Annotated in this window: 17 protein-coding genes; 15 read left to right on the plus strand and 2 right to left on the minus strand. The window is 71.8% G+C overall.

The features are described 5' to 3' along the window. Nucleotides 1-203: 203 nt before the first annotated feature. The 5 genes from AC069R_RS04780 (at nucleotide 204) to AC069R_RS04800 (ending at nucleotide 4,933) form a co-directional block, all read left to right on the plus strand. Nucleotides 204-1,259 (plus strand): GNAT family N-acetyltransferase, encoded by a 1,056-nt coding sequence (locus AC069R_RS04780; RefSeq protein WP_478764526.1) that lies wholly within the window; start codon nucleotides 204-206, stop codon nucleotides 1,257-1,259. Then, entirely contained in the window at nucleotides 1,256-2,509 is a 1,254-nt protein-coding gene (locus AC069R_RS04785) for an MFS transporter (protein WP_478764528.1), read from the plus strand. The genes AC069R_RS04780 and AC069R_RS04785 overlap by 4 nt, the downstream gene beginning before the upstream one ends. Before the next feature lie 82 nt (nucleotides 2,510-2,591). Further along, a complete protein-coding gene (locus tag AC069R_RS04790; protein WP_478764530.1) occupies nucleotides 2,592-3,215 on the plus strand; it encodes a TetR/AcrR family transcriptional regulator in 624 nt (207 codons plus the stop codon). Nucleotides 3,216-3,338: 123 nt separating this feature from the next. Beyond that, on the plus strand, nucleotides 3,339-4,511 hold the full coding sequence (locus AC069R_RS04795) for an aromatic ring-hydroxylating oxygenase subunit alpha (RefSeq protein ID WP_478764532.1): 1,173 nt from the start codon (nucleotides 3,339-3,341) through the stop codon (nucleotides 4,509-4,511). Continuing rightward, on the plus strand, nucleotides 4,508-4,933 hold the full coding sequence (locus AC069R_RS04800) for a PaaI family thioesterase (RefSeq protein ID WP_478764533.1): 426 nt from the start codon (nucleotides 4,508-4,510) through the stop codon (nucleotides 4,931-4,933). The genes AC069R_RS04795 and AC069R_RS04800 overlap by 4 nt, the downstream gene beginning before the upstream one ends. 128 nt (nucleotides 4,934-5,061) lie before the next feature. On the opposite strand, the gene AC069R_RS04805 is transcribed toward AC069R_RS04800, so the two are convergent. Then, complete coding sequence (locus AC069R_RS04805; RefSeq protein ID WP_478764765.1) at nucleotides 5,062-6,561, minus strand: class I adenylate-forming enzyme family protein; 1,500 nt, start codon at nucleotides 6,559-6,561, stop codon at nucleotides 5,062-5,064. A 162-nt stretch (nucleotides 6,562-6,723) separates the two neighbouring features. Between AC069R_RS04805 and AC069R_RS04810 the strand changes: the two genes are divergently transcribed. The 10 genes from AC069R_RS04810 to AC069R_RS04855 all read left to right on the plus strand — a co-directional run bounded on the left by AC069R_RS04810 (nucleotide 6,724) and on the right by AC069R_RS04855 (nucleotide 19,002). Further along, nucleotides 6,724-7,173: an alpha/beta fold hydrolase gene (locus AC069R_RS04810; RefSeq protein ID WP_478764535.1), complete on the plus strand. Its 450-nt coding sequence runs from the start codon at nucleotides 6,724-6,726 to the stop codon at nucleotides 7,171-7,173. A 124-nt stretch (nucleotides 7,174-7,297) separates the two neighbouring features. Further along, nucleotides 7,298-8,065: a dienelactone hydrolase family protein gene (locus tag AC069R_RS04815; protein WP_478764537.1), complete on the plus strand. Its 768-nt coding sequence runs from the start codon at nucleotides 7,298-7,300 to the stop codon at nucleotides 8,063-8,065. A gap of 98 nt (nucleotides 8,066-8,163) precedes the next feature. Continuing rightward, nucleotides 8,164-9,162: a LacI family DNA-binding transcriptional regulator gene (locus tag AC069R_RS04820; RefSeq protein WP_478764539.1), complete on the plus strand. Its 999-nt coding sequence runs from the start codon at nucleotides 8,164-8,166 to the stop codon at nucleotides 9,160-9,162. A 132-nt stretch (nucleotides 9,163-9,294) separates the two neighbouring features. Beyond that, the gene (locus AC069R_RS04825; protein ID WP_478764541.1) at nucleotides 9,295-10,647 is read left to right on the plus strand and encodes an ABC transporter substrate-binding protein; all 1,353 of its coding nucleotides are present in this window, start codon (nucleotides 9,295-9,297) and stop codon (nucleotides 10,645-10,647) included. Nucleotides 10,648-10,652: 5 nt separating this feature from the next. Continuing rightward, nucleotides 10,653-11,606 (plus strand): carbohydrate ABC transporter permease, encoded by a 954-nt coding sequence (locus AC069R_RS04830; protein ID WP_478764543.1) that lies wholly within the window; start codon nucleotides 10,653-10,655, stop codon nucleotides 11,604-11,606. Continuing rightward, complete coding sequence (locus tag AC069R_RS04835; protein WP_478764545.1) at nucleotides 11,603-12,481, plus strand: carbohydrate ABC transporter permease; 879 nt, start codon at nucleotides 11,603-11,605, stop codon at nucleotides 12,479-12,481. Before AC069R_RS04830 ends, AC069R_RS04835 begins: the two co-directional genes overlap by 4 nt. Nucleotides 12,482-12,530: 49 nt before the next feature. Next, nucleotides 12,531-14,210: a glycoside hydrolase family 13 protein gene (locus AC069R_RS04840; protein ID WP_478764547.1), complete on the plus strand. Its 1,680-nt coding sequence runs from the start codon at nucleotides 12,531-12,533 to the stop codon at nucleotides 14,208-14,210. A gap of 50 nt (nucleotides 14,211-14,260) precedes the next feature. After that, a complete protein-coding gene (locus AC069R_RS04845; RefSeq protein ID WP_478764549.1) occupies nucleotides 14,261-16,444 on the plus strand; it encodes a discoidin domain-containing protein in 2,184 nt (727 codons plus the stop codon). 173 nt (nucleotides 16,445-16,617) lie between these two features. Beyond that, a complete protein-coding gene (locus tag AC069R_RS04850) occupies nucleotides 16,618-17,190 on the plus strand; it encodes a PadR family transcriptional regulator (RefSeq protein ID WP_478764550.1) in 573 nt (190 codons plus the stop codon). Between the two features lie 87 nt (nucleotides 17,191-17,277). Then, nucleotides 17,278-19,002 carry an acyl-CoA dehydrogenase family protein gene (locus AC069R_RS04855; RefSeq protein WP_478764552.1) on the plus strand — a complete coding sequence of 575 codons (1,725 nt, stop codon included), beginning with the start codon at nucleotides 17,278-17,280 and terminating at the stop codon, nucleotides 19,000-19,002. A gap of 106 nt (nucleotides 19,003-19,108) precedes the next feature. Here AC069R_RS04855 and AC069R_RS04860 read toward each other — a convergent pair whose 3' ends face one another. Continuing rightward, a complete protein-coding gene (locus AC069R_RS04860; protein ID WP_478764553.1) occupies nucleotides 19,109-22,138 on the minus strand; it encodes an alpha-mannosidase in 3,030 nt (1,009 codons plus the stop codon). Nucleotides 22,139-22,144: the final 6 nt, after the last annotated feature.

Here is a 22,144-nt window from a genome sequence, read left to right on the forward strand (position 1 = left end):
TCAGGGTCGGGAGGCGGGGCTCCCCCCCCCCCCCCTCCCCCCCCCCCCCCCCCCCCCCCCCCCCCCCCCCCCCCCCCCCCCCCCCCCCCCCCCCCCCACGCCCCACCCAAGGCCCCCCACGCCCCCACGCACTGGTCCGCCGCCGCACCGGCGCCCCACCGCCCCGGCCCTCACCCCACCGCATCACTCCCGAGGAGCCCGTCATGACCCCCGTCCTGCGCACCGAACGCCTGGAGTTCCTCCCCTACCGGCCCGAGCACGAGGACGTCTTCGTCGAGCTGCTGCGCGACGCGCAGGTGTGCCGCTGGATGGGCCAGGACCTCGTGCCCGAACCGCAGATCCGCGAGGTGTTCCGCGCCATCCTCACCGACGTCTACCCCCAGCGGCGGTTCGACGTCTGGGGCCTGTGGCTGGCGGGCCGCTACGTCGGCCACGCCGAGGTGAAACCGACCGGCAACGTCGAGGGCCACGAACTCGTCACCGCCCTCGCCCCCGGTCACTGGGGCCGGGGACTGGGCGGCGAGGCGGTCCGCGGCCTGCTCCGGCACGCCGCCGACAACCTCGGCCTCACCGAGGCGTACGGCATGGTCGGCGCCGAGAACACCGCCAGCCTCGCCATGTGCCGCCGCCTGGGCTTCCGCCACGTGCGCGATGTCGTCGCCGACGACGGCTCGGTGACGAAGATGCTGGTCATCCCGACGGCGGCGGGAGGGGCGGGAGGTACGGGGGGCGCGGACGACGCGGGCGTCGCGGGTTCCACGGAGAAGACTCGGGGTGCGGGGGGTGCTGGCGGTGCGGGACAGATTCACGGCTCGGGCGGCTCGGGCGGCTCGGGCGGTGCGGGCGGCGTGGGCGTCGCGGGGTCCGTGGAGGGGACTCGGGGTGCGGGGGGTGCTGGCGGTGCGGGACAGATTCACGGCTCGGGCGGCTCGGGCGGCGTGGGGCAGACGCGCGGTGCCGGCGGAGCCGACGGTGCGGACCGCGTGGGACCGACCCGCGGCGGCGGCACGGGCGTCGTGAAACAGACGGACGCCACGGAGCGGACGCCCGCCGAGGCCACCGCGCAGATCCCGTCCCCGTCGTCCGTCTCGTCCGCCTCTTCCCCGTCCCCGTCGTCGTCCCCCTCTTTCCCGTCCCCAGCCTCCGCTTCTTCCTCCCCTTCCCCCTCCCCGTCATCCGCCTCCTCCATCCCTTCTCCCTCCCCCTCACCGGCTGCCGAGGATGCGGCCGCGGCGGCGGGTGCCGGGGAGGCGGTGTGAGCCGGCCGCCGCTCGCGGGGGAGGAGACCGGGGCCGTGGACACCGCCGCCCCCGCCCCGCCGGGACTGTGGCGCAACCGCGACTTCAACCTGCTGTGGACCGGCCAGTGCCTGTCCGACCTGGGCGGCGCCATGGCCGATCTGGCCCTGCCGCTGCTGGTGCTTCAGCAGACCGGTTCCCCGACACGGGCCGGGGTCGTCGGTACCGCCGGGCTCGTCACCACCCTGGTGTGCCGGCTGCCGGCCGGTGTCCTCGCCGACCGGTTCGACCGGCGCCGCCTGATGATCGCCTGCGACCTGCTGAGGCTCGCCGTGTACGCGCTGCTCGGCTGGGCGGTCCTGAAGGGCGCCGCCGGCCTGCCGGTGATCCTCGCGGTCGTGATCGCCGGCGCCGCCGCCACCGCCGTCTTCAGCACCGCCGAGCACGCCTCGGTGCGCAGCCTGGTCCGCCCGGACCAACTGGCCTCTGCCGTCGCCCGCAACGAGGCGCGGACCTACGGCACCTCGCTGGCCGGACCGCCGCTGGGCGGCCTGCTGTTCGGGCTCGGCCGGTCCCTGCCCTTCCTGGGCAACGCGCTGAGCTTCCTGCTGTCCCTGGCGGCCGTCCGCTGCATCGGACGGCCCCTCCAGCAGCCCCGCGCGGAGCCGGCCGCACCCGTCGGCGCGTCCACCGCGGAGGGCCTGCGCTTCCTGCTGGGGCATCCGTTCCTGCGGGCGCTGCTGGTGATCGCGGCTCCGCTGAACATGGCCTTCACCGGCATGATCTTCGCGATGACCCTCGCGCTGCGCCGGGCCGGTGTCGCCCCGGTCATGGTGGGCCTCGCCGGCACGGTCTTCGCGCTCGGCGGCCTTCTCGGCGCCTTCGCCGCCCCGGCACTTCAGCGGCGGCTGCGGCTGCCCGTCCTGATCACCCTGCTGTGCTGGACGACCGCCGCACTGATGGCCGTCAGCACGCTGCTCTCCGGCACCGTGCCGGCCGCCGTACCGCTGGCCGCCGCCGTCTTCCTCGGCCCCACCGCCAACGCCGCCCTCTTCGGCCACCAGGCCGCCGTCACCCCCGACCACTTGCAGGGCCGCGTGGTCAGCGGTGTCCTGCTCGCCGCCGGCTCGGCCGCCGCCCTCGCCCCCGCCCTGGCCGGCGCCCTGCTGTCCCGCTGGCCCCCGGCACCGGCCATGCTGGTCTTCCCTGCCCTGGTCCTCCTCGCCGCCCTGACGGCCACCTTCAGCAAGGGCATCCGCACGATGCCCTAGCCGATCCACACGTCCATGCACCCCGCCCCCGTTTCCTGATTCACTGGGGCCCCGGCAGCAACACGGAAGGCCCAGCTCCGCCATGGTGTATCGGCGTACGGAACGTACGAAGCGGCACGCTCGCACGAAGGAGGAGGCCTTCGTCCGTGCCGCGCACGAACTGGTGGCGCGGGAGGGCTTCGCCGGGGCGAAGGTCGCCGCGGTGGCCGGGGCGTGCGGGGTGAGCGCGGGCTCGCTCTACTCGTACTTCGGTAGCAGGGACGAGCTGCTGGCCCACGTCTTCCGGCGCGCCGCGGGACGCGAACTGACCGCCGTACGCGAGGCGGTGGCCGCCGCGCCCGCCCAACCCGACGCCCGGCTCGAAGCGTTCGCCGACACGTTCACCCGGCGCGCCCTGCGCGGACGGCGGCTGGCGTGGTCCCTGCTGTTCGAACCCGTCTCCCCGGTGGTGGAGCGCGAACGGCTGGTGTACCGGCGCGAGTACGCGCAGCTGTGCGAGGGCGTCATCCGGGACGGCATCGCGGCCGGCCTGTTCGCCCGGCAGAACGCGGCGGTCGCGGCCGGCGCCGTCATCGGCGCCATCTCCGAGGCGCTGGTCGGCAGACTCTCGCCGGAGGTCGCGCAGCAGCCGCAGGTGCCGGACGGGCAACTGGTCGTGGAAATCCGGGACTTCTGCCTGCGCGCCCTCGGCTGCACACGTTCCTGACCACCCCCCGTACTCCGGAACTTTCATTGCCAGGCCCGCCGTACCCTCCGTACCATGAAGTGAACGAGGATTCAGAGCTTGAACTGCGACGGGGGCCCCATGCGGCACAGCGAACAAGTGGCGATGATCAAGCGTCTTCTCGCACTGCGCGAGACGCGCCGCGACGAGAAGATGCTCGACGAGGTCGTCACCATCCCGGTCACCAAGTACACCGACGAAGCGCTCCTGGAGCGGGAGATCGCCTCGGCCTTCTCCCGCTACCCGCTGATCGCGGGCCACGCCTCCGCGCTCGGCGAGCCCGGCGCCTACCTCACCAGCGACTGGAACCGGTTCCCCTACGTCGTCGTCAGGGGCGAGGACGGCCGGGTCCGCGCCTTCTACAACCAGTGCCGCCACCGCGGGGCCCGCCTCGCCGACCAGCCGTCCGGGACGGTGCAGAACTTCATCTGCCCCTTCCACGGCTGGGTCTACGGCCTCGACGGCACCCTGAAGGGCATCACCCGCGCCCATGACTTCCCCGGCGTCAAGACCTGCGACTACGGCCTGGTCGAACTGCCCGCCGCGGAGTCCGGCGGCCTGATCTGGGTCGGCCGCACCCCCGGCGAGACGCTCGACATCCCCGCCTTCCTCGGCACGTTCCACGACGACCTGGTGAACTTCGACGTGGCCTCGCTCGTGCGCTACAAGAAGACCAAGGTGGTCAAGGAGGCCAACTGGAAGCTGCTGATCAAGACGTACCTGGAGGGCTACCACGTCCCGTACCTGCACCGGGACACGCTCGCCTTCGCCTTCAAGAAGGGCGTGATCGCGCACGACGAGGACGGCCCGCACATCCGGCTGTCCGCGGCGCGCACCAACATCGGCGAGACCGCCCTGAAACCCGAGGAGGAGTGGCGCATCCTGGACTACGCCTCGGTGTACTACACCCTCTTCCCCAACACCTTCTTCATCCTGCACCCCGACTACGTGTCCATCAACACCTTCTGGCCCCTGGCGCCGGACCGCACGATATGGACCCACGAAATGCTCTACCGCGACGGCGACTTCGCCGGTTCCGCCGGGCAGAGCGCGCTGGCCAAGCGCTTCGAGTTCACCAATGACACGGTCTTCGACCAGGAGGACTTCGCCATCGCCGAGGACGTGCAGCGCCATCTGCCGCACGGAGGCAGCGACCACCACGTCCTGGGACTGGCGGAGGGCCTGCTCGCGATGTTCCAGCAGACCATCGACGAGCGGCTCACCGTCCCGGACGCGGCCACCCCCACCACCCCCCGAGCCACAGGACGGCACGCATGACCACGGACCTCACCGAATTCGCACAGGGCATCTTCAAGGCGCAGCCGTTCAGCATGTTCCTGGGCGCCGAACTCACCTCCGTGGGGCCCGGCTCGGCCGAGATCCGCGTCGTCAACCGGCCCGAGATCCAGCAGCAGCACGGCTTCGTCCACGGCGGAGTCCTCAGCTACCTGGCCGACAACGCGCTGACCTTCGCCGGGGGACTCGCCCTCGGCGGCGACGCGCTCACCGCCGAGTACAAGATCAACTATGTGCGGCCGGCCGTGGGCGACGTCGTGCTCGCCCGCGCCGAGGCGACCGCCACGACCCGGCGCCAGGCCGTGTGCCAGTGCTCGGTCTACGTCGTCTCGGAGCAGGGCGAGGAGCACCTGGTCGCCGTCGCGCAGGGCACGATCGTGCGCGCGGGCAAGCAGGAGGACTGAGCGGTACGGGGCCGCCCGCCGGTCGGCCCCTGGCTCGGCGGTCGGCCCCTGGCCCACGGCGGTGGGCCCCTGGCCCGCGGTGGTCGGCCCCTGGCCCACGGCGGTCGGCCCCCGGCGCGGGGCGCGCCTCAGGGGTCGGTGCGCACCTGCTCGCGCAGCACGTGCTTCTGCACCTTGCCGGAGGGCGTGCGCGGCAGCGCCGGGACCACCACCAGATCCCGCGGGATCTTGTACTTCGCGAGCCTGGTGGAGAGGAACCCGCGCAACTCCTCCAGCGTCACCGCCGTATCGGCCTCCACCACGGCGACGACGGTCTCGCCCCAGTCCGGATGCGGCCGCCCCACGACGGCCGCGTCCCGGATCGCCGGATGCCCCTGGATCGCCTCCTCCACCTCGGGGGAGTAGACGTTCTCCCCGCCGGTGACGACGACGTCCTTGACCCGGCCGACGATGAACAGGTAGCCGTCCTCGTCCACCCGCGCGAGATCCCCCGACCGGTACCAGTCGCCCGCGAAGGCGCGCTCCGTCGCCTCCGGATCGTCGAGATACCCCAGCATCCGGGTCCCCGACCGCAGCCACAGTTCCCCGATCTCGCCGGGCCCGGCGTCCACGCCGCCGTCCCGGACCACGCGGATGTCCACGCCCGGCATGCCGCCCGCCCCGATCGACCCGGCCTTGGTGCCGTGCTCCCGCGGGCGGAGCACGGCGCCGACCGGCCCCATCTCGCTCATGCCGTACACCTGGCAGAAGCGGCCCCGGCCGTACGCCGCCTCCAGCGTCCGTACCGCCTCGGCGCCCAGCGGCGCCCCGCCGTAGGCCCACAGCCGCACGCCGGACAGACCGAAGTCGGACAGCTCGGCTCCCGTCGCGGGCAGCGCCTTCAGCGGGGCGAGATAGGCGATGGGGGCGCCGAAGAAGGCCGTCACCCGGTGCTTGCGCACGGCCTCCAGGAAGGCGAGCGGCTGGTACTCCTTCAGCAGCACGACGGTGCCGCCCAGGTGGATCATCGACAGGAACCAGTTGTTCAGGGGCGAGGCGTGCCAGATCGGCATGGCCAGCAGGAACCGGTCCTCGCGGCGCAGCCCCGCGGCGGCCGCGGTGTACGCGGGCACGGCGGACAGCCCGCGGTGCGAGTGCAGACAGCCCTTGGGCGCGCCGGTCGTCCCGGAGGTGTACAGCACCTGCGCGACGGCCTCGGGCCCGACCTCCACCCCGTCCCACTCCGGCGCCCCGGCGACGAGCCTGTCGAACTCCCCGCCACCGGTGTCCTCCGTGGTCAGCGCATCGACCTCGGGGGCGCCCTCGCGCAGACGACCGGACAGTTCCTCCGCGACGACGGCCACCCGCAGCTTCGAGTGCCGTACCAGGTACGTCAGTTCGCGCGCGGTCAGCTTGTGGTTGACCGGCACCAGCGCCGCCCCGGCCCGCCAGATCCCGAACGCCGCCACGGCGAAGGCGGGGGTGTTGTACGTCATCACGCCCACGCGATCCCCCGGCCGCACCCCGCGCTCCCGCAGTACGGCGGCGGCCCGCTTCGACGCCGCGAGCAATTCGGCGTACGTCATCGACCCCAGATCGGACACGAGGGCCGGCTTCCCGCCGCAACCGCGCGCCGACGCCTCCAGCATCCACGTCAGGTTCACCGCAGGGACCTCCGCATCCTCGTGGGCGCCGCCGCACCGACCGTACCCCGCCACGCCAAGAATTGAATCATCGTTCAAAACCGAGGAAGCCTCAACTGCCAGTGCAACAGCGGAAACCGGGGACCGGGGAACTGTCATCCTGTGATCATGAGGACCCATGTTCAGGAGACCGGCGCAACGGATCGTTGGGCGCTGGTCTTGCTGCATGGCGCGGGCCAGGGTGGTCGGATGTGGCGGCGTCAGCTGGCAGCGCTGTCCGATGACTTTCACGTCGTCGCGCCCGATCTGCCGGGGTTCGGCGGTACGCCGGGCCCGTTCGGCTTGCCGGCGGCGGTCGAGTCCATCGCCGAGATCGCCCGAGGGCTGCGGACGTGCGACCTCTCCCGCGTCCTCCCGCGGATCGCCGTTCCCACGCTGGTGCTGTGCGGAAAGCGGGACCGCGCCAATCTCCCGGACGCCCGGCGGACCGCGGCGGTCGTTCCGGGAGCCCACCCGTGCGTGGTCCCGCACGCCGGTCATCTCCTGCCCCTGACGGCTCCGGGCGCCTTCAACGTCATCACCCGCGCTTTCCTCGGCACGGAGGACCGGCAGGCGTAGCCAGGGCGGGTGCGAACCCTCCCGGCCGCGTCACCGGCACACCACAGGACGGGCACCCCGCGCTGTTCTGCCGGCGGCGGAACACCAGCCGGACGGGGCTCGACGATCACTACAGTCCGGTCTCATGACGACGATTGCGACGCGCACGGTCGAGTACCCGGCCGACGGTCTGACGATGATCGGGCACCTCGCGCTCCCGGCCGGTGCCGACCGTCGGCCCGCGGTGCTGCTCGGACCGGAGGGGGTGGGGCTCAGCGATGTCGAGCGCCGCCGGGCCGACGCGCTCGCCGAACTGGGATACGTAGTGCTGGCCTTCGACCTCCATGGCGGGCGCTATCTGGGCGACCCCGAGGAGATGCTGGCCCGTTGCCTGCCGCTGCTCGCTGATCCCGACCGGATGCGGGACATCGGCCATGCGGCGCTCGACGTGTTGCGCGCCGAACCACGGTCCGACCCCGACCGGATCGCCGCCGTCGGCTACGGCACCGGGGGCGCCGTCGGGCTGGAACTCGGGCGCGCCGGCGCCGACCTGCGCGCGATCGGGACGGTCAACGGGCTGATCACGGGCCGGCCGGGCGAGGCGGCGCGCATCCGCTGCCCCGTGTGGGCCGGGGTCGGGTCGGAAGACCCGATCATGTCGCCCGCGCAACGGGACGCGTTCACCGCCGAGATGCAGGCCGCCGGTGTCGACTGGCGCCTCGTGGTCTACGGCGGAGCCCTGCACGCCTTCCACCACCCGACGGTCGACCACACCGTGCGCCCCGGCGTCGGCTACCACCCGCGGCACGCGCGGCGAGCCTGGCGCGACATCCTCGACCTGCTCGCCGAGTGCCTGCCCCTGACGGAGGACCTGGGACATGACCCCGGCAAGCACGCTGACGCCGGGCACTGACAGCCCCCTCTCTCTCACGTCCGCGCGGCGGAACCGCTGCCTTCGACCTCCACCACTCCACGCAAGCCACTTACATATTCCGCGCTATTCTTGCGCGCATGACGCGACGACTTGCGGAAGTGGCGAAGAAGGTCGGAGTCAGCGAGGCCACCGTCAGCCGGGTGCTCAACGGCCGGCCGGGAGTCTCCGAGGCCACCCGGCAGGCGGTGCTGACGGCTCTCGACGTCCTCGGCTACGAGCGCCCCACCCAGCTGCGCGGTGAACGCGCCCGGCTCGTCGGCCTGGTCCTGCCGGAGCTGCAGAACCCTATCTTCCCGGCGTTCGCCGAGGTCATCGGCGGCGCGCTCGCCCAACTCGGCCTCACCCCGGTGCTGTGTACCCAGACCAAGGGCGGCGTCTCCGAGGCGGACTACGTCGAACTGCTGCTCCAGCAGCAGGTGTCCGGCGTCGTCTTCGCCGGCGGCCTCTACGCCCAGGCCGACGCCCCGCACGACCACTACCGGCTGCTCGCCGACCGCAACATCCCCGTCGTCCTGGTCAACGCGGCCATCGAACACCTCGGCTTCCCGGCCGTGTCCTGTGACGACGCGGTCGCCGTCCAGCAGGCCTGGCGGCACCTCGCCTCGCTCGGCCACGAGCGCATCGGACTGGTCCTCGGCCCCGGCGACCACATGCCCTCCGCCCGCAAACTGGCCGCCGCGCACGCCCTGACCGGCGGCCTGCCGGAGGAGCGCGTCGCGCGGGCCATGTTCTCCATCGAGGGCGGCCACGCCGCCGCCTCCCGGCTGATCGACCGGGGCGTCACCGGCATCATCTGCGCCAGCGACCCCCTCGCCCTCGGCGCGATCCGGGCCGCCCGCCGCAAGGGCCACGACGTACCGGGCCGGATCTCCGTCGTCGGCTACGACGACTCGGCGTTCATGAACTGCACCGAACCCCCGCTCACCACCGTCCGCCAGCCCATCGAGGCCATGGGGCGCGCGGCCGTGGAGCTGCTGAACGCGCAGATCGGCGGCACCGCCGTACCCGTCGAGGAGCTTCTGTTCGAGCCCGAGCTGGTGGTGCGCGGATCGACCGGACAGGCACCGCACGACTGAGACCCCGCCGAATCCCGGTGCACTGTCAAATAATTACAGAACTCGCGCGACATCTTGCGGACCCTTGTCGGCGGTGCTTGAGTGTGCGGCGCCCGCAGCTCCCGCCATGAGTGCCACCGAGGGGTTCAACGAATGACAAGCACCGGGTTCCGCCGCACCTTCGTCGCGATCGGCGTCTGCTCCTCCCTCGCCCTCGCCGCCGCCGCCTGCGGTTCGGGCGGCGACGGCGCGGCGAACGGCAGGACACGCATCACCGTCAACTGCGAACCACCGAAGAGTTCCAGAACCGACCGGAAGTTCTTCGACGCGGACGTCGCCTCCTTCGAGAAGCAGAACCCGGACATCGACGTCGTCACCCACGACGCCTTCCCCTGCGAGGACCCCAAGACCTTCGACGCCAAGCTCGCCGGCGGCCAGATGGAAGACGTGTTCTACACGTACTTCACCGACGCCCGGCACGTCGTGGACATCAACCAGGCCGCCGACCTCACGCCGTACCTCAAGGAGATGAAGAGTTACGGCACCCTCCAGAAGCAGCTGCGGGACATCTACACGGTGAACGGCAAGGTCTACGGCATACCGCGCACCGGATACAGCATGGGCCTGATCTACAACCGCGCCCTGTTCCGCAAGGCCGGCCTCGACCCCGACAAACCCCCCACCACCTGGGCGGAGGTCCGCGCCGACGCCAGGAAGATCGCCGCCCTCGGCAACGGCACCGTCGGGTACGCCGACTACAGCGCCCAGAACCAGGGCGGCTGGCACTTCACCGCCGAGCTGTACTCCCAGGGCGGCGACGTCGTCAGCGCCGACGGCAAGAAGGCCACCGTCGACACCCCCGAGGGCCGCGCCGTCCTGCAGAACCTGCACGACATGCGCTGGAACGACGACTCCATGGGCAGCAAGCAGCTCCTCGTCATCAACGACGTGCAGCAGATGATGGGCGCCGGCAAGCTCGGCATGTACCTCGCCGCCCCCGACAACATCCCGATCCTCGTCAAGGAGAAGGGCGCCAGCTACGACGACATCGCCATCGGCCCCATGCCCGGCGGCCAGGCCACCCTGATCGGCGGCGACGGCTACATGTTCAGCAAGCACGACTCGCCCGCCCAGATCCGCGCCGGCCTCAAGTGGCTGGAGTACATGTACCTCACCCCCGGCAAGGGCTTCCTCGGCGACTACGCCCGCGCCAAGCGCAACAACGCCCCCGTCGGCCTGCCCGAACCGCGCCTGTTCACCGGCGCCGCCGACGCCGAGGACCAGAAGATCAAGAGGGCCAACGCCAACGTCCCCGTGGAGAACTACCAGAGCTTCCTCGACGGCAACGCCAAACTCCGGATGAAGATCGAGCCGCCGGACGCGCAGCAGATCTACTCCGTCCTCGACGCCGCCGTCTCCGCCGTCCTCACCCAGAAGGACGCCGACATCGACGGGCTCCTCAAGGACGCCTCCGGCAAGATCGACAGCATCCTGGCCCGGAGCTGACCGCCATGACCAAGACGGCCGAGCGGCGGCCGGCGGCGGCCGCCGTCCCCACGGTCCCGGCACCGGCCCCGGCAGGGAACCGGGGCCGGCGCCGCCTGACCGACCAGCTCCGTGCCTACGCCTTCCTCCTCGGCGGCCTGCTCTGCTTCGTCCTGTTCTCCTGGTACCCGGCGATCCGCGCCGTCGTGATCGCCTTCCAGAAGTACACCCCCGGCTCCCCGCCCCAGTGGGTCGGCACCGCCAACTTCACCCGCGTCTGGCACGACCCGGAATTCGCCGCCGCCTGGCGCAATACCTTCACCTTCACCCTGCTCGCCCTGCTCATCGGCTTCGCCGTGCCCTTCCTGCTCGCCCTCGTCCTCAACGAACTGCGGCACGCCAAAGCCTTCTTCAGGGTCGTGGTCTACCTGCCGGTGATGATCCCGCCGGTGGTCAGCGCCCTGCTGTGGAAGTGGTTCTACGACCCCGGAGCCGGCCTCGCCAACGAGGCGCTGCGCTTCCTCCACCTGCCCACCTCCACCTGGTCCAACGGCACCCACACGGCGCTCGTCTCCCTGGTGATCGTGGCGACCTGGGCCAACCTCGGCGGCACCGTCCTCATCTACCTGGCCGCCCTCCAGTCCATCCCCGGCGAGCTGTACGAGGCCGCCGAACTCGACGGCGCGAGCCTCCTCCAGCGCATCCGGCACATCACGATACCGGGGACCCGATTCGTGATCCTGATGCTGATGCTCCTTCAGATCATCGCCACCATGCAGGTGTTCACGGAACCGTTCGTCATCACCGGCGGCGGACCGGAGAGCGCCACCGTCACCGTCCTCTACCTCATCTACAAATACGCCTTCCTCTACAACGACTTCGGCGGCGCCTGCGCCCTCAGCGTCATGCTCCTGCTGCTGCTCGGCGCCTTCTCCGCCCTCTACCTGCGGCTCACCCGCGAGGAGGGGGACACCGCATGACCGCCACCCGCACCCTGATCTCCCCGGCCACCCTCGCCCGCCCCCGCGGCCGGGCGATCTACTGGACGGTGTTCACCGCCGTCGTCGTCCTCTTCGCGCTCGCCTTCCTCTTCCCGGTCTACTGGATGGTCACCGGCGCGATGAAGTCCCCCGACGAGGTGGCCCGGACCCCGCCGACCCTCGTGCCCGAGCACTGGCACACCGGCGCCTACACCGACGCCTGGGACCTGATGCAACTCCCGCAGCACCTGTGGAACACCGTCGTCCAGGCGGCCGGCGCCTGGGCCTTCCAGCTGGTGTTCTGCACGGCCGCCGCCTACGCCCTGTCAAAACTGCGGCCCGCCTTCGGCAAGGTGATCCTCGGCGGCATCCTCGCCACCCTCATGGTGCCGGCCCAGGCACTCGTCGTACCCAAGTACCTCACCGTCGCCGACCTGCCGCTGCTGCACACCAGCCTGCTCAACGACCCCCTCGCCATCTGGCTCCCGGCCGTCGCCAACGCCTTCAACCTCTATCTGCTCAAGCGGTTCTTCGACCAGCTGCCCCGCGATGTGCTGGAGGCCGCCGAGGTCGACGGCGCGGGCAAGCTGCGCACCCTGTGGTCCGTCGTCCTGCCCATGTCCCGGCCGGTCCTCGGCGTCGTGTCCATCTTCGCGCTGGTCGCCGTCTGGCAGGACTTCCTGTGGCCGCTGATGGTCTTCTCCGACACCGACAAGCAGCCGATCAGCGTGGCCCTGGTCCAGCTGTCGCAGAACATCCAGCTCACCGTGCTGCTCGCCGCGATGGTGATCGCCGGCATCCCGATGGTGGCGCTGTTCCTCGTCTTCCAGCGGCACATCATCGCCGGGATCAGCGCGGGCAGCACCAAGGGCTGACGCGGACCGCACCCGAGCCGACCGCCCGTCTACAGAAAGGCACAGCCCCGTGGGACAGCCCACCCCTGCCTTCAGCGACCACGAGTGGTGGCGCTCCGCCGTCATCTACCAGGTCTACGTCCGCAGCTTCGCCGACGGCGACGGCGACGGCACCGGCGACCTCGCGGGCGTCCGCTCCCGGCTGCCCTACCTGGCCGAACTCGGCGTCGACGCGCTGTGGTTCAACCCCTGGTACCGGTCACCGATGAAGGACGGCGGCTACGACGTCGCCGACTACCGCGCCATCGACCCGGCGTTCGGCACCCTCGCCGAGGCGGAGAAGCTCATCGCCGAGGCCCGCTCACTCGGCATCCGCACCATCATCGACATCGTCCCCAACCACGTCTCCGACCGGCACCCGTGGTTCCGGGCCGCCCTCGCCGCCGGCCCCGGAGGCCCCGAGCGGGACTTGTTCCACTTCCGGCCCGGTCGCGGCGCAGGCGGTGAACTCCCGCCCAACGACTGGCCGTCCCAGTTCGCCGGCACCACCGAACCGGTGTGGACCCGGCTGCCCGACGGCGACTGGTACCTGCACCTGTTCACTCCGGAGCAGCCCGACCTCAACTGGGCCCACCCGGCCGTCCGCCGGGAACACGAGGACGTCCTGCGGTTCTGGTTCGAGAGGGGCGTCGCCGGTGTCCGCATCGACTCCGCGGCCCTGCTCGCCAAGGACCCGGACCTCCCGGACCTCGCCACGCGCCCGCAGCCGCACCCGTTCGTCGACCGCGACGAACTCCACGACATCTACCGCTCCTGGCGCGCCGTCGCCGACGCCTACGGCGGGGTCTTCGTCGGCGAGGTCTGGCTCCCCGACGCCGAACGCTTCGCCCGCTATCTGCGCCCCGACGAACTCCACACCGCCTTCAACTTCGCCTTCCTGTCCTGCCCCTGGCACCCCGGACGGCTGCGCGCCGCCATCGACACCACCCTCGCCGAACACGCCCCGGTCGGCGCCCCCGCCACCTGGGTGCTGTGCAACCACGACGTCACCCGCACGGTCACCCGCTACGGCCGCGCGGACACCGCGTTCGACTTCGCCACCAAGGCCTTCGGCACCCCGACCGATCTGGCGCTCGGCACCCGCAGGGCGCGGGCGGCCGCCCTGCTCTCCCTCGCGCTGCCCGGCTCGGTGTACCTCTACCAGGGGGAGGAACTGGGGCTGCCGGAGGCCGAGATCCCGCCCGACCGCATCCAGGACCCGATGTACCACCGCTCGGGCGGCACCGACCCCGGCCGCGACGGCTGCCGGGTGCCGCTGCCGTGGGCCGCGGACCTGCCGTACGCGGGCTTCGGCTCACGGGGCGAACCGTGGCTGCCGCAGCCGGCCGACTGGCCGTCGTACGCCGCCGACCGCCAGGAGTACGACCCCGGCTCCATGCTCACCCTCTACCGCAGGGCCATCGCCCTGCGCCCCCGCTTCGGCACCGGCCCCCTCACCTGGCTGCCCACCCCCGACGGCGTCCTCGCCTTCTCCCGCGCGAGCGACGCGAGTGACGCGAGCGGCCCGAGCGACTTGAGTGATCCGAGCGGCCCGAACGGTCCGAGCGGCGCGAGCCGTGTGATCTGCGTGGTGAACTTCTCGGCCACCCCCGCCGACCTCCCCGCGCACTCCGAACTCCTGCTCAGCAGCGGCCCCCTGGACGAGGCCGGCCGGCTGCCGCAGGACACCGCGGCCTGGCTGCGCGCCTGAGCCGCGGCGCACCGCTGTCCCGCGCACCCCCACCAGGAAGGGAACAGCTCATGCACACCAGCACCGTCCGACATGCCAGGCGCATGCCGGCGATCGGGGCCGTCGTCGCCCTCGCCGCCGGCATGCTCGTCACGCTGGCCCCCGCCGCGCACGCGGCCACGGCCGCGGGGGCCACCCTGCCCTTCACCTCGGTCGAGGCCGAGTCGGCCGCCACCACCGGCACGAAGATCGGCCCGGACTACACCCAGGGCACTCTCGCCTCGGAGGCGTCCGGCCGGCAGGCCGTCCAGCTGACCTCGGGCCAGCGGGTGGAGTTCACCGTGCCGCGCGCGGCCAACGCGGTGAACGTCTCCTACAGCGTCCCGGACGGCCAGTCCGGCTCGCTCGACGTGTACGTCAACGGTACCAAGCTGGCCAAGACCCTCCCGGTGACGTCCAAGTACTCCTACGTCGACACCGGCTGGATCACCGGCAGCAAGACGCACCACTTCTTCGACAACTCCCGGCTGCTGCTCGGGCAGAACCTCCAGGCCGGCGACAAGGTCGCGTTCGTGGCGACCAACACCCAAGTCACCGTGGACGTAGCCGACTTCGAGCAGGTCGCCGGGGCCGCCACCCAGCCGTCCGGTTCGGTGTCCGTCGTCTCCAAGGGCGCCGACCCCAGCGGCAACGGCGACTCCACCCAGGCCTTCCGCGACGCCATCGCCGCCGCCCAGGGCGGCACGGTGTGGATACCGCCGGGCGACTACAAGCTCACCTCCTCCCTCAACGGCGTACAGAACGTCACCCTGCAAGGCGCGGGCAGCTGGTACTCCGTCGTGCACACCTCCCGGTTCATCGACCAGTCCAGCTCCGCCGGCAACGTCCACATCAAGGACTTCGCGGTGATCGGCGAGGTCACCGAACGCGTCGACTCCAGCCCGGACAACTTCGTCAACGGCTCCCTCGGACCGAACTCGTCCGTCTCCGGCATGTGGATCCAGCACCTCAAGTGCGGCCTGTGGCTGACCGGCAGCAACGACAACCTGGTCGTGGAGAACAACCGCATCCTCGACACCACCGCCGACGGCATCAACCTCAACGGCACCGCCAAGGGAGTCCGGGTCAGCAACAACTTCCTGCGCAACCAGGGCGACGACTCCCTCGCCATGTGGTCGCTGTACTCCCCGGACACCGACTCCAGCTTCGAGAACAACACCATCTCCCAGCCCAACCTCGCCAACGGCATCGCGATCTACGGCGGCACCGACATCACCGTGCGCGGCAACCTGGTCTCCGACACCAACGCCCTCGGCAGCGGCATCGCCATCTCCAACCAGAAGTTCATGGACCCGTTCTCACCGCTGGCCGGCACCATCACGGTCGACGGCAACACGCTGGTGCGCACCGGCGCGCTCAACCCCAACTGGAACCACCCGATGGGCGCGCTGCGCGTCGACTCGTACGACAGCGCCATCAACGCCACCGTGAACATCACCGATACCACGATCACCGACAGCCCGTACAGCGCCTTCGAGTTCGTCTCCGGCGGCGGGCAGGGCTACCCGGTGCGCAACGTCAACGTGACCGGCGCGACGGTGCAGGACACCGGCACGGTCGTGGTCCAGGCGGAGGCGCAGGGAGCGGCCACGTTCAAGAACGTCACCGCCACCGGCGTCGGCGCGGCCGGGGTGTACAACTGCCCCTACCCGGCGAACTCCGGCACCTTCGCCCTCACCGACGGCGGCGGCAACTCCGGCTGGTCCAGCACCTGGTCGGACTGCTCCAGCTGGCCCCAGCCCGGCCAGGGCAACCCGGCGCCCGACCCCGACCGCAACCTCGCCAAGGGCCGCCCGGCCACCGCGACCGGCTCCCAGGACGTCTACACGCCCGGCAAGGCGGTCGACGGCGACGCCAACTCGTACTGGGAGTCCACCAACAACGCCTTCCCGCAATCCCTGACGGTCGACCTCGGCTCGTCGTACGCGGTACGCCGGCTGGTGCTGAAGCTCCCGCCGTCCTCGGCGTGGGGCGCCCGCACCCAGACCATCACCGTGCTCGGCAGCACCGACGGCTCGGCCTACTCCACCGTGTCCGGCGCCCAGGGCTACCGCTTCGACCCGGCCACCGGCAACACCGCCACGGTGTCCCTGCCGGCCGGCACGAACCTGCGCTACCTGCGCCTGTCCGTCAGCGCCAACACGGGCTGGCCGGCCGGCCAGTTCAGCGAGGTGGAGGCATACCTCACCTCCTGACCGCGTCCGCCACAGGCGCCGGCGCCCGCGGGGAAACCCGGAGCGCCGGCGCCGTACGAGCCCCCTGGTACCCCCACCTGCGAGGCGTGTCCCCGGCGGCCGGAGAGTGACCCGCGTCGCATCGGGCCGGGCGGGACTTGCTATGCAACGAGTTGCATAGCAGGATCGACGGCATGGCGCTCGAACACGCGATCCTCGTGTCGCTCCTGGAGAAGCCGGGCTCCGGCTATGAGCTGGCCCGGCGTTTCGAGCGTTCCATCGGCTACTTCTGGACCGCGACCCACCAGCAGATCTACCGCGTGCTCAAGCGCATGGAGAACGACGGCTGGGTCGAGGCGCGGGACGTCCCGCAGCAGGGCCGGCCGGACAAGAAGGAGTACCGCGTCGCCGACCTCGGCCGCGCCGCGCTCTCCTCCTGGCTGCACGACCCGATCGAGCCGGAGAGCGTCCGGCACGACCTGGCCGTCAAGATCCGGGGCGCCGCCTTCGACGACCCGGCCGCCCTGATCCGCGAGGTGCGGCGGCACCGCCAGGCCCACCGGGACCGGCTGGCGCACTATCTCGCGGGCGAGGCACGCGACTTCCCGGCACCCGAGCCCGGCCCGGCCGGGCCGCAGGCACCGCCCGACGCGGAGCGCGAGCTCCAGCACGCCGTACTGCGCGGCGGCATCGCGTACGAGCGGATGATGATCGGCTGGCTGGACGACGTGCTCGCCACGCTGGCCCGGTTCGGTCCGTCCAGCTGATCCCCGCCCCTGCCCGACCGGCCTCGCCCATCCAGCCCTCAGGCCCCCCGATTCCCACCCGCCCCCAGCCGAAAGGCGCCCTCACCCATGGCTGACCAGCTGCTGTTCAACCCGCACACCTACGACCCCGCGCACTTCGACCCCGAGACGCGCCGCCTGCTGCGCGCCACCGTCGACTGGTTCGAGGAGCGCGGGAAGCGGCGGCTGATCGAGGACTACCGCAGCCGCGCCTGGCTCGGCGACTTCCTCGCCTTCGCGGCGAAGGAGAACCTGTTCGCCACCTTCCTCACCCCGTCCTCCGCCGCGGGCGCGGACGAGCCGGACAAGCGGTGGGACACCGCCCGCATCGCGGCGCTCAACGAGATCCTCGGCTTCTACGGCCTGGACTACTGGTACGCCTGGCAGGTCACCATCCTCGGCCTCGGCCCGGTCTGGCAGAGCGACAACGCCGCCGCCCGCGCCCGCGCCGCCGAACTCCTCGACCAGGGCGAGGTGTTCGCGTTCGGACTGTCCGAGAAGGCCCACGGCGCCGACATCTACTCCACCGACATGCTGCTCGAACCCGACGGCGACGGCGGCTTCCGGGCCACCGGCTCCAAGTACTACATCGGCAACGGCAACGCCGCGGGGCTCGTCTCCGTCTTCGGCCGCCGCACCGACGTCGAAGGCCCCGACGGCTACGTCTTCTTCGCCGCCGACAGCCGCCACCCCGCCTACCACCTGGTCAAGAACGTCGTCGACTCCTCGAAGTTCGTCAGCGAGTTCCGCCTGGAGGACTACCCGGTCGCGGCCGAGGACGTCCTGCACACGGGCCGCGCCGCCTTCGACGCCGCCCTGAACACCGTCAACGTCGGCAAGTTCAACCTGTGCACCGCCTCGATCGGCATCTGCGAGCACGCGATGTACGAGGCCGTCACCCACGCCCACAACCGCGTCCTGTACGGCCGCCCCGTCACCGCCTTCCCGCACGTACGGCGCGAGTTGACCGACGCGTACGTCCGCCTCGTCGGCATGAAGGCGTTCAGCGACCGCGCGGTCGACTACTTCCGCTGCGCGGGCCCCGACGACCGCCGCTACCTCCTCTTCAACCCGATGACGAAGATGAAGGTGACCACGGAGGGCGAGAAGGTCATCGACCTGATGTGGGACGTCATCGCCGCCAAGGGCTTCGAGAAGGACAACTACTTCGCCCAGGCGGCCGTGGAGATCCGGAGCCTGCCGAAGCTGGAGGGCACCGTCCACGTCAACCTGGCGCTGATCCTGAAGTTCCTGCGCAACCACCTCCTCGACCCCGCCGAGTACCCCGCCGTGCCGACCCGCCACGACGCCGCGGACGACGACTTCCTGTTCCGGCAGGGACCGGCCCGCGGCCTCGGCGCGGTCCGCTTCCACGACTGGCGGCCCGCCTTCGACGCGTACGCGCACCTGCCCAACGTGAGCCGTCTGCGCGAACAGGCCGACGCCCTCTGCGCGTTCGTCGCCACCGCCGCTCCCGACGCCGAGCAGAGCCGTGACCTCGACCTCGTCCTCGCGGTCGGCCACCTCTTCGCCCTCGTCGTGCACGGTCAGCTCGTCCTGGAGCAGGCCGCCCTGACCGGGCTCGACACGGACGTGCTCGACGAACTCTTCGCCGTCCTCGTCCGGGACTTCTCCGCACAGGCCGTCGAACTGCACGGCAAGGACTCGGCGACCGAGGCGCAGCGCGCGTGGGCCCTCGCCGCGATCCGCCGGCCGGTCCCGGACCAGGCCCGCACCGACCGGGTCTGGCAGCGGGTCGAGGCGCTGTCCGGATCGTACGAGATGGCCCCGTAGGCCCTCCGCCGACGCGGGGGCGCCCCGCATGCGACCGGCGCGAGCCTGGCACCGCCACCGTCGCGGCGCCAGGCTCGCGGCCCAACTCCGGGAAGCGGCAGGGAACTCAGGGCCGCCGCAGCCGCAGCGTCATCAGCTCGAACGGGCGCAGGTGCACCGCGATCCGGTCACCGTCCCGCCGCGGCGGCGCCGCGTCGGGCAGCGGGCGCTCCAGCAGGTCGGTCACCGTGGCTCCGGCGACCTCGAACCCGGCGGTCAGCGTGGCCCGGACCCGGCCGCCGTGCGCTTCGTGGAAGCGCACCACCACATCGCCGCTGCCGTCGTCGGCCAGCTTGACCGCGGTCACGACCACCGCGTCCGCGTCCACCGACACCAGCGGCGCGACCGCACCGGCGCCGGTCGTACGCCGCTCGGGCACGTTGATCCGCCAGCCCTCGCGCACCGCGTCGGCGATGTCCGCGCCCGGCACCAGCGCGTGCCGGAAGCGGTGCACGCCCTGGTCCGTCTCCGGGTCGGGGAAGCGGGGCGCGCGCAGCAGCGACACCCGGACAGTGGTGGTGGTGCCGCGGTCGCCGTCGGCGCGGACGGTCCGGGTCACATCGTGGCCGTACGTCGAGTCGTTGACGACCGCCACACCCCAGCCCGGCTCCGCCAGGTGGACGAAGCGGTGGTTGCACGCCTCGAACCTGGCGGCCTCCCACGAGGTGTTGGTGTGCGTGGGCCGGTGGACGTGCCCGAACTGGGTCTCGGACGCGTACCGTTCGGCGTGCACGTCCAGCGCGAAGGCGAGCTTGAGGAACTTCTCCGTCTCGTGCCAGTCGACCTCCGTGTCCAGCAGCAGCCGCCGCTCACCCGCCGCCAGCGACAGCACCTGGGTCACGCGGGAGGACCCGAAGGACCGGACGATCCGCACCGACGCGCCGTCCTCGCCGGGCGTGACCGACTCGGCGCCGGTGAGGTCGGTGACCGTGTTGCGGTAGAACTCGTCCACGTCCCAGGCGTCCCACATGTTCGGGAAGTCCGGGTGCAGTTGGAGGAGGTTCGCGGCGGCGCCGGGTGCGATCGTCTCCCGGTCGGCCTCGATGTCGTACGCCGAGACGACGAGGCCCCGGCCGTCGATCCCGACGCGCAGCAGGCCGTTGTCCAGGACGTGCCCGCCGCCCTCGCGGGGCATCAGCCGGGTGCAGCCTTCGGTGACGGAGGCGACGGGGGTGGCGGCGGCACCGGCCGGGACGCCGCCGCGGGCGTGCGGGGCCGCGTTGAAGACCAGCGGCGTGCCGCCCTCGCCCGCCAGCGCCCGCTGCGCGGCCTCGATGATCCCGTTCAGCTCCCCGGCGACCCGCGCGTAGGTCGCCCGTGCCTCCCGGTGCACCCAGGCGATGGACGAGCCGGGCAGGATGTCGTGGAACTGGTGCAGCAGCACCGTCTTCCAGATCCGGTCCAACTCCTCGTACGGGTAGTCGAACCCGGTCCGCACGGCCGCCGTCGCCGCCCACAACTCGGCCTCGCGCAGCAGGTGTTCGCTGCGCCGGTTGCCCTGCTTGGTCCCCGCCTGGCTGGTGAGGGTGGCGCGGTGCAGTTCCAGGTACAACTCGCCGACCCAGACCGGGGGTTCGGGGTACTCGGCCTCGGCCTTGTCGAAGAAGGCCCGCGGGGTCTCCCACACCACCCGCGCCGAGCCCTCCAGATCACGCAGCCGGGCGGCCTTGGCGACCATCTCGCGGGTGGTGCCGCCGCCTCCGTCGCCCCAGCCGGTCGGGGCGAGCGAGTGCCGGGCGACGCCCTTGTCCTTGAAGTTGCGGGCCGCGTGCGCGATCTCGCCGCCCTTCATGGAGCAGTTGTAGGTGTCGACGGGCGGGAAGTGCGTGAAGACGCGGGTGCCGTCGATGCCCTCCCACAGGAAGGTGTGGTGCGGGAACGTGTTCGTCCGCGACCAGGAGATCTTCTGCGTCAGCAGCCGGGAGGAGCCCGCCGCCTTGATGATCTGCGGCAGCCCGGCGGCGAAGCCGAAGGTGTCCGGCAGCCACGCCTCGTCGTTCTCGATGCCGAACTCGTCCAGGAAGAACCGCTTTCCGTGCACGAACTGCCGGGCCATCGCCTCCGAGCCGGGCATGTTGGTGTCCGACTCCACCCACATCCCGCCGGCCGGCACGAACCGCCCGTCCGCCACCGCCTTCTTCACCCGCGCCCACACCTCGGGCCGGTGCTCCTTCACCCACGCCCACTGCTGTGCCTGCGACATGGCGAACACGAACTCCGGTTCGTCCTCCAGGAGGGCGGTCATGTTGGAGGTGGTCCGGGCCACCTTGCGCACGGTCTCGCGCAGCGGCCACAGCCAGGCGGAGTCGATGTGCGCGTGCCCGACGGCGCTGATCCGGTGCGCGGAGGGCACGGCCGGCGCGGACAGCACCCCGCTGAGCTGCGCGCGGGCACGGCCGGCGGTGCCGCCCACGTCCTGGAGGTCCACGGCGTCCAGCGCCCGGTCCACGGCGCGCAGGATCTCGTACCGGCGCGGGGAGTCCACCGGCAGCTCGGCCATCAGCTCGCCGAGCACCTCCAGGTCGATCACCAGCTGCCACACGGTCGTGTCGAACACCGCGAGATCCATGCGGGCCAGGGTGTACTGCGGCTCGTCGCCCGCGGTCTCCCGGTCGCCGAGCCGGGTCGGCAGGAAGGGGTGGTAGTCGAGGATGACCGGGTTGGAGGCGGCCTCGATGTGCAGCCGCACCTCCTCGCCGCCCGCGACGGGCGCGCCGATCCGCACCCACTGGTTGCGCGGGTTCAGCCCCTTCACCGGGGTGCCGTCGGGCCGGTAGACCAGGCCCTCGCACTGGAAGCCGGGCATGTTCTCGTCGAACCCGAGGTCGAGCAGCGCCTCCACGGTCCGCCCGGTCCACTCCTGCGGCACGGTGCCGGTCACCCGGAACCAGCTGGTGCCCCACGGAGCACCCCACCGGGCGCCCACCCGGATCGGCTCCGGCTCGGCGGCCAGCCCCTCGGCGACCGGCACCGGCTCGCCGGGCGCGTGCCACACCGCGACCTGGAGGGGGACGGACTCGGGGTACACGGCGGGGCGGATGCGCTCGTCCAGGACACGCTTGAGGCGCGCCTCGATCAGACTGCGGTCGTCATGCATGCGGGA

It is taken from the genome of Streptomyces sp. NPDC043952 (genome assembly GCF_056435325.1).